This is a genomic window from Sodalis sp. (in: enterobacteria), assembly GCF_047607725.1.
Taxonomy (GTDB): domain Bacteria; phylum Pseudomonadota; class Gammaproteobacteria; order Enterobacterales; family Enterobacteriaceae; genus JBLKSS01.
Window position 1 is genome coordinate 1 of the sequence record NZ_JBLKSS010000103.1, and the last position, 8,443, is coordinate 8,443.

The following is an 8,443-nucleotide window of genomic DNA, read 5'->3' on the forward strand; positions in this document are numbered from 1 at the left end:
CGGACAGCGGCCTGGTGGATTTGATGCGCGATACGCCGCGCATGTTGCACCGCGAATGGGTGAAGCTGTGCTATTACCTCCCCAGGGCGCTGATATTACTGGCCCTGAATTTTATCCCCGCCATTGGCCAAACGCTGGTCCCGGTGCTGTGGTTCCTCTTCAGCGCCTGGATGCTGGCGATTCAATACTGCGATTATCCGTTCGATAATCATAAGGTCCCGTTTCCAGCGATGCACGCCGCGCTGCGCCGTCACAAGGTGGCGAATATGCAGTTCGGGGCGCTGGTAAGTCTGTTTACCCTGATACCGGTGGTGAATCTGGTGATTTTGCCGGTGGCGGTGTGTGGCGCCACGGCGATGTGGGTGGACAAATATCGCGCCGGCCATACTGTATCCGGTTTTTAAAAACTTATCTCTTAATAAAACATACCAATACTCAATATAAGTTAATGTTATTTATTAATTTTTTATGATTTTTACCTTCATTAGGATGAGCAAAATGAAAAAGTAAATCACCAGTAAAAACAACTAATTAAAAATAGTTTTGCAGAAGGTTTTTCGCTTGATTTTTTCACTTTGTCAGCACATTCATTCGCTGACATAGGTTAAAAATCGACCAGTCCGCCTAAATGTGAAATCATTCCGTCGCTTCATACCACGACTGCCAGCGGTAGATTGTGGTGCGTAATTCACGCACACATTCCTCGGTCTGAATATCCGCCAGAAGATCTTCGTCGCTGTTCTTCCCGGCGTCACTTACCTTGCACGGTGGCATCATCAAATCCGGGGATATGGTTGGCCGCGTCGATTGCACGCTGCCGCAACCGCACAGCGTCATCATCAAACCGGCATACACTACGATTCGGACTGTCAACATACTTCACCACATTGCGATAAACGGTTCGGTAAATCACATTGGCCGCCGCGTTGGCATCAACGGCTTTCTTCTCACCGGTATTCACTGCTTTTTCTATTTCCAAGTGCTTTGCCTTAGCCTGACTATTTACATGGTCGCTATGGGCGTACCAGCCTTTTAGATAACCGGCCCAGAATGCCCCGGAGACCACAGTAAGAACGGCAATCAGCGCGATAAGTTTTGCGTTCATTCGTCAAGCCCCCAGCATGTCAGTTCTGCTTCCTGTTCACGCCGCAGCACCTGACCGTAACAGTCATTTGAACGGATACGGCAATCCCTGCCACCATCAAAAATCCAGCGCCTGATTTCGGCACAGGCACCGCGGCGATCCCCGGCGTTGAGCTTTTTCCAGAACGTGGACGAAAAGCATCTGGCCGGGCCTATGCTCCACGGGCAGAATGACGCAATGCCCACTTTTTGCGTCTCGGTCAGTGGCACTCGAACATTCCTTTCCACCCAAGCCAGAGCTTTAGCCTGCTCGGCCTTATCAATTTTCTCGCATTGGTCCACAGACAACCGCATCCCTTTGACTACAGGCTTGCCGTTAACGAAGGTGGTGCCGCCGCAGATAGTCCAGACGCCGCCACCGTCCTAGTACGCCCACGCCCGCAGCCCTTCTTTTTCATTCTGAAACTGCGACATCATTACCGTGCTCGTCGCACCGGCAGTGATTAACGCCAACATGGCTGCACTGAATTTACTTTTGCTCGCCATCGCTCAGTGCCTTTTTTTGCCGGTAATCTTTGATTTTGAAATACAGATTGGTGAGATACGTCAAAAGACCAAAAAATACCGATGCCAGCACGCCAATAGCAGACCATTGACCCGGACTGACGGTATCCATAAGCTGAAGCAGCCAATAGCCGCCGCTTCCTAATGACGTGCCGTAGGATAGTCCCGCCGCAACGTCCGAGATGTTATTCATTTTCATGCCTTACCCCCGCAGGGAATTACACTGTGTAATGCCAGGGAGAGTAAGACGAGCGAGCGGTCGGGATCCTGACTATAAAAAGTGAATTGGATTTCAATAATATTGATTTAATTGCATTACATTAAATTTAATACATTTAAACAAACATAATTCCGGAAGTCATGACAATTAAAAATTGACTGATTCAGACCAACACGTAAACTACTGTAGTTTTTTGTTGAGCCTCTTTACATGTAAAGGAAATAAAAAATGAACAACATTGAGTATGCGGATTCGTTATTACTGCTATCAATAATTGCAATGCCTACCGTACATGCAGACGCAGGTGATCAAACACTCTCCTTCGGATATGCTTCTGTAAATGGTGGCTTTGCCCATGATGCCTATTCAAAAAATAAAGCTGATTATGATTCCCACATAAATGGCGTTTCTAACCTGCTCACCCATAACGCTGACAGCGAAAAAGACCCACAGGGCGTATTCGTCCGCTATCGCTATGAATTTGACGATACCTGGGGCGTAATGGGGGCTGTAAGCTACGCTTCCAGTTCAATGAGCAACTATTTTGAAGCAGGAAAGGCAGCAGAGAAGAAAAAGCCAAAAGAAATAGAAAAATCATTTAGTAATGACATCAAATCACGGTATGTCTCTCTGTTCATCGGCCCCACCATTAGAGCTAATGATTGGGTCAGTGCATTTGGTTTAGTCGGCGTAGCACATCAGAAGTTTGATAATTACATGCACGACTATGCAACAACTCCCGCTAAAGAGATAAGTCATAGCTCAAGTTCAAACCAAACATCATTCGCTTATGCTTTGGGCTTGCAATTTAATGCTTATAAGAACTTTGTTATTGATGCCGCATGGACCGGTACTGAACGAGGTAATGCTAATGGGTTTAACTTAGGCATTGGTTATAAGTTTTAAGTCATACAAATCCCGCACGTTGTGTGGGATATTCCATCACACGGGCCGCTCCGGCCAGTCGATATCCGGCGCTTGGGTGATATCCACACGGTTCATTAGCACGCGGTACTTTTTCCACGCCAGCAATGCCACTGTTTCCGCTTCTGTTGCCATGTCCAGGTCTACGGCATCTTCCAGTGGTGCCATAATGCGCACAGCTTCGTCCATCCGCTGCCGCTTCATGTATTCAGCATTGCGCCTGGATTCTTCAATCGTTGGTGGAGGAATATCGACCCAGCAGGGCAAGCCGTCTTTGTCCGCACCGCGCGTCTTGCCCGTTGGCCCCTGTACACAGTACTTTTCCCACAACTCGTCGCTAACGGGTTTAACATCATCCGGCCAGTTTCCATGTTCAGCGTAACCTTTCTGGTTTTCAATCAAATAGAACGTATTCGTTTTTGCGCTATATCCGTAACTCATCGTCACACCCCCACCGCCCACCAATAGGATTGTGTTCCTATTGCATGCATCCATGCAGTAAAGCCGCTATTCTCAACMTCTGCTGCAGATATGCCGTCTGATTTTACGTTGCCCAAAAATGTCATTTGAACACCGAAACACTCTCTTTGGTAACCAATAGGAAAACTTACACGGACCGCGTTGCTGACATGCTTAACGACGCCGCCCTGAAAAATGAATCCCGACAATTCGTCCTTGTATCACCATCCGTCACGACCACCAGAAACTTGTGTGCGCGTGCGATTTTGAAGTTGATTAGTGAGCCAGCCGCTTAGATTCCCACCCCAAATGGGGCCATCGATATCGCCGTTTTCGTGATAAATTGCAGTTCTTCCCCCCAGGAAACAGTTACATTGCCGCCAAATATCGCCCCGCCACGGGCGCGAAAATTGCCTCTTTGGCTAAAAGTAAACTCGCCATTATCGTTCCCGGCGATAACATTAAGTTTCAGGGAAGCACCCTGGCCGATTTGCTCAAAATATCGAAAATCCGCACGATTACCTTCAACACCGCTTATTCGTAGTCCATTGGTTTCGCGCACATTATTTTTCTTGTCGGTGATGACGCCGAATTTATCCAGATAATCCTCACCTGTAAAATTGGCATTACCTTCGACCGTCAGCGGGCCATTAACGGTGCCGCCGGTTTTATCGAATTTCTTTTCTGCTTCTTTGCGGATGCTCGTTAACGCCTGCTGCACGGTTTCGCTTTTACCGCCTGGCCGTTGGCTGCCAATCCGGGGCCCCATCGGGTTTCGCCAGCTCGGTTAATACATCGGCGGCACTGCCGGTGGGCGGTAACGCCGCAATCGGTGCGCCCAATTCATCAAAAGAGAGCAATTTCCCGGCTCGCTTGGCGACATCCGGTATGGGAGAAATTGCAGCTTCAGGCGCACGCAAGGCGCGATTCGAGATGTCAGCGTGAAGCTGGCCGACCCGCTCGTTGGTCGCCTTATCCAATTCGGTAACGCGAGTATTCGTCGCGCTGTTGAGCGCTTCTACGTGCTGATTGGTTTTTGCATCCAGTTCTTCAACATGCTGGTTGGTTTTGCTATTCAACTCATCAGCATATCTGTTGCTCTTTTCGTGAAGCGTGTCRCTATAGCCTTTCGTGGCCGCATCCTGGCTATCCAGGGGGGAGCCCAGCCGAGAGATACGATAGCCTTCGGCATTAAAGGGCAACCCCGTCAGCGGACGGCGCATMACCAAAYCAATCTGGATAAAAGAACGCTGAATAGCCATCCARAGRCGGTCAAAATCCTTGTTAACCGTATCRGCCARCATGTCGCCGTTATCCTGATAATCCGTCAACCGGGTCGTTGGCACCACACGCTCCAGCATCACMGTCGCGCCRGTGGCGGGTGGGGTAAGGAATGTCACATTGCCACCRCCCAGATTACCCGTGCCTGTCACGGYATACCCYGTATTCACTTCGACRCCGTTAACCRTGACYTGAAGATCTGCGGCACWGATAATATAAAATTCAAACGGAAAAACCGTTGTCAGCCCGTTCGCGGTATAAATAACGTAGGGCGTCTGATTGGGTACCGACATGGCGCACTCTCCTGGCTAGTAATCAACGTCGACGCTGTGCTCGCCGTCACTTAACTGCCAATTTTCGCGCGCCCGAGTGGTCGGGATCCCGACTACTTTACCGATGCGTACCGGCGTTTGACTGATGGCACCGGCACCGGAATCAATATAGTCATCCGGTTGATCGGTAAGCGCAGGGTTAAACTCCCGCATCTGGTCGTACATCGGGCCGTCAAGCACATCGCTGTGCGCCCACAGGAAACGCGATGATAATGGCGCTTCAAACGCATCAAGAATACGTTTCTGCTTTTTGGTTACGCTTATCTTTTCACGAACACCGCAACCGGTCCCCTTAAGCGCTTGACGCAATATTTTGCCGACAAAGAGACCAGGACCGTTGACTTCGACACAGACGACCGGGATCTGGTATTTGAGTACCAGTGCTTTAATCTGCATCACCTGCCCACCGATGAGTTTGTTCTTGTCATCGAACTCGGCCAGATCGCCGATGAGCGCCTGGCATACCTGCCAGTAAAGGTGACCCCGCGCATCGGTCAGCATCAAGGAAAAGGCGCTGACATCTGCTTTTACTTTCCCGGATGCCACGTCCCACCAGGCGACGGCACCAACAATCTGCGTAACCCCCAGCCACAACGAGCACGCCCGGTTTGCGTAGCGTATCTCCGGCTGTACGTTGTACTTACGGATGCGGTCAGGATCGAGACGCACCTCACCTATGGGCTTACTGTGCAGCTGATATTGACTATCCCATTCGTTAACCGTTCGATAGTCCTTACACCGGGTTTCAAGCTCCTACGCGTTGAAACGTTCGGGCCATTGACAGCCCGCGTAACAGTCAATCATCGTTTCGGGTGGTGCCGCAAACGCTATGCCGTCTTCTGTCAGCCGATAATCCACGTGCTCAACCAGCAGTCGCGCCCCATTGTGGATCCCCATAAAGACATACTCAGGTCGAAACAGCAGCGTATAGCGCAGACTGACCGCCTCATTAGCCTCAATGCGATACTCATGAGCAAACAGTTTGATGGTCAGACAATCCGCGCCAGCGGCCTCCATCTCGTCGTACAGGCTGTCATGGGTATGGGGTGTACCGATAAACAATTTTCGGCCTCCGGGAATAAGAATATGCGTCGGCTCACTCAGACGGTAACGCAGCTTTTCGCGGGCTTCTGGTGTCTGAATATTGCAGGGGACTTCCACGTCATCGTTTTGGCATTCGTTCGCACGCGCGCCGGTGACGTTTGAAAGGATCCCCTTTGCGAACATGCTGGCATTGCGCCTGTCGTGCGCGCCCTCAACCGACCATTGCTCAACGGCACCGATGCTTTTGGGCAACATACCTTTCGTTAGCGGATGGTTACGCAGCACGTTCTGCGTGTCGCGACTGGTTTTACGGGCGGTGGAATCAGATTCAGACTGATGAAGAATACGGTACTGCCGATCACGGAAATACCGCCAGGCATTATAAACAGCTAGAATAGTCGATTTACCGAAGCCACGAAAGCAACGGAGCACCGCCAGATTGCCGCGATGCTCCAGCCAGTAGCAAGCGCGATAATGACAGTCGGGCACATCCCATCCCATGCGCTCCGCCCATATCAGGAAGAAAGCGAGGAAAGACGTCATGTCTTCCCTTTCTGTATGCGCGCAATGATTTTCTCCGCTTCTCGCTCGGCACTAGCAACCTGTTGACCCAGCTCGAAAGCCTCATCATCATCGCTAGGGCGGCCTCCTGGCGTTCCACCACACGTCTGCAGGCCGATAAGCGTATGCACCTTGGTTAACAGCGTCAGCGTGGCCACTGCGTTCTTCTTGAACCAGTAGCGATCGCCGCGCTCCTGTTGGGTGTATGCGTCAATGGCCTTTCCGGCGCCAGGCCAGTTATCCGGATCGGTCTCTTCCAGCACCACATCCGTTAATTTATCACTCAGCTTGCTGAGACGTGTTTTTTCATCGTTATGCATAAAAAAGCGCCGTGATTATCACAGGGCTATCATGGACTTGCTGAAAGGTCGGGATCCCGACCGATTAGCGCTAGCGGGTTTATTGCGGCAGCCTGTCCTGCGAACGCCACCAGTAGGTTTGATTAAACTCTTTCCGGGAACGCTTTTCCATTCGACGCAAGTAGCCCGGTGAAAAGATTTCCTGTAGCTGATTAAAGACCATATGGTCAAGCACCGCCTTAGTATACCATAAATTTTGCCCTGGTATCATGCCCTTGGCAAACTTGACGAGATCGCCCCCCGTTTGTTCCGGCTTACCCTCGACCGCATTGAGCGGGACCCCCTGCAACAGTTTAATGACGTCATCGACGACCCCCGCCACTGGACCGAGCATGGAGGCCAATGCGCCAGAGCCATACCGGGTGTGGTCGGAAAGCAGAAAATCACCATACAAGCCCACACCGCCGCCCTTTAAAAAGACATTGACCCAAAATTGCAGGGCTTTATCGCCTGTCATATCCCGCGGGTTACGTCCCGCAATGACCTCACTGATTTGTTGGGACATCGCGCCCAATACTGTCGTGCTCGCCAGATACGCCGCACGACCACCCGCAGAGGGCATATTCAACGCACGTGACCAATGACTCATCATGACCGCGATGGTGAAAGATTTGAAGAAAAAAACACTACGCACAAGCTCGCCTCGCCAGTCCCCGCGCTGCATCGCCGCGCCGGTCACCATGCGCTCGCGCGCACCGGGCGTAACCACCGCCATATCCACTTCCTCGCTTACGGCGCCGAGCAATTTGCGCATCGCCTCAAATTTAACCCGCTCGGCATTACCAAACGCCGCAAGTTTTTCGTTCGGGATACGCATGATGCTTTCCGGGGTTAACATCGTTGTGTTGCCGTTTCCCCAGTCCTCTTGCTCGGCCAGCTTCCATATCTTCCAATCTTGCGAGGTGATACCTTTGCTTTTCAGTATTCGCGCGTCCTCATCAGCAATTTTTGCGATGTCCGCATGCTTGCGTACAAGGTTACCAATACCGCCCATCATAGTCACGCCGTAGGCCCGCTTATGCGCATCCGACCACGCGGATAGCCCAACTTGCCCGCATCACCGCGTTTGCGGCCCAACGTGAGGCAGAAGGGCCCATATTATCGGTCGCCCATCGGTTAACGCTTCCTAACAAGGTTTCCATCGCCAGGCCAGCGCCGCGGGCAAGCCGGAGCTCGTCCTTATTTCGCCGGGTTCATCGCCGCAAGCTGATTGCGTAATAGCTGTGCTATCGGCAAGTTATTGACCTTGGCAGTCAGGTACATCGTGCCGTTATCGGACAGCGAGGAAATCAGCGCCGATCCTAACCGCGAAGCCACTAGCCAGTTACGTACGTGATCCGCCCAGCGGGCAATATGAGGATTGGCGACCGGCTGCGTTTTACCTGCGATAAAGTTGTAAAGGCTCTCCGTTTTGTTCTTTAGGTTTTTTATTTTGCCGGTTCGTGATGGCGTTTCGTCAGCGGTTTTAGCCGCCAGCTCGTCAAGCAGAGAGCGGAACACATGATCGGGGTTAGGGCCGTAGGTTTCCACCAACGCGATATCTTTACTAATGCCGTCCAGGTGGTAAGCGCCCCGTGGAGGACGTCTTGAATTATTGGTGGGTTTGTTGTATGGCC

Annotated in this window: 8 protein-coding genes and 3 pseudogenes; 2 read left to right on the plus strand and 9 right to left on the minus strand. The window is 51.4% G+C overall.

The genetic code is table 11. The features are described from left to right. On the plus strand, window positions 1-404 hold a 404-nt coding region (gene cysZ / locus ACMX3H_RS09690; RefSeq protein ID WP_415210662.1), incomplete at its 5' end, for a sulfate transporter CysZ. A 347-nt stretch (window positions 405-751) separates the two neighbouring features. Here cysZ and ACMX3H_RS09695 read toward each other — a convergent pair. The 3 genes and pseudogenes from ACMX3H_RS09695 to ACMX3H_RS09705 all read right to left on the minus strand — a co-directional run bounded on the left by ACMX3H_RS09695 (window position 752) and on the right by ACMX3H_RS09705 (window position 1,840). Continuing rightward, entirely contained in the window at window positions 752-1,105 is a 354-nt protein-coding gene (locus tag ACMX3H_RS09695) for a hypothetical protein (RefSeq protein WP_415210663.1), read from the minus strand. Next, a pseudogene (locus ACMX3H_RS09700) lies at window positions 1,102-1,629 on the minus strand (lysozyme). Before ACMX3H_RS09700 ends, ACMX3H_RS09695 begins: the two are co-directional and overlap by 4 nt. Then, on the minus strand, window positions 1,613-1,840 hold the full coding sequence (locus tag ACMX3H_RS09705) for a class II holin family protein (protein ID WP_415210664.1): 228 nt from the start codon (window positions 1,838-1,840) through the stop codon (window positions 1,613-1,615). Before ACMX3H_RS09705 ends, ACMX3H_RS09700 begins: the two are co-directional and overlap by 17 nt. Before the next feature lie 255 nt (window positions 1,841-2,095). On the opposite strand from ACMX3H_RS09705, the gene ACMX3H_RS09710 reads away from it, so the two are divergent. Continuing rightward, entirely contained in the window at window positions 2,096-2,773 is a 678-nt protein-coding gene (locus ACMX3H_RS09710; protein ID WP_415210665.1) for an Ail/Lom family outer membrane beta-barrel protein, read from the plus strand. 36 nt (window positions 2,774-2,809) lie between these two features. Here the strand turns inward: ACMX3H_RS09710 and ACMX3H_RS09715 are convergent, their stop codons facing one another. From ACMX3H_RS09715 to ACMX3H_RS09740, 6 genes and pseudogenes are all read right to left on the minus strand, one after another. Next, window positions 2,810-3,232, minus strand: a complete 423-nt coding sequence (locus ACMX3H_RS09715; RefSeq protein WP_415210669.1) for a tail fiber assembly protein — start codon at window positions 3,230-3,232, stop codon at window positions 2,810-2,812. 310 nt (window positions 3,233-3,542) lie between these two features. Further along, window positions 3,543-3,971, minus strand: a complete 429-nt coding sequence (locus ACMX3H_RS09720; RefSeq protein WP_415210666.1) for a hypothetical protein — start codon at window positions 3,969-3,971, stop codon at window positions 3,543-3,545. Between the two features lie 10 nt (window positions 3,972-3,981). Further along, window positions 3,982-4,824 carry a phage tail fiber protein gene (locus ACMX3H_RS09725; protein ID WP_415210667.1) on the minus strand — a complete coding sequence of 281 codons (843 nt, stop codon included), beginning with the start codon at window positions 4,822-4,824 and terminating at the stop codon, window positions 3,982-3,984. A 15-nt stretch (window positions 4,825-4,839) separates the two neighbouring features. After that, window positions 4,840-6,450: pseudogene (terL, locus tag ACMX3H_RS09730) on the minus strand (phage terminase large subunit). Further along, complete coding sequence (locus ACMX3H_RS09735) at window positions 6,447-6,788, minus strand: hypothetical protein (RefSeq protein WP_415210668.1); 342 nt, start codon at window positions 6,786-6,788, stop codon at window positions 6,447-6,449. The pseudogene terL and the gene ACMX3H_RS09735 overlap by 4 nt, the downstream one beginning before the upstream one ends. 79 nt (window positions 6,789-6,867) lie before the next feature. Then, window positions 6,868-8,443 (minus strand): annotated as a pseudogene (locus tag ACMX3H_RS09740) (hypothetical protein); the annotation flags it as partial.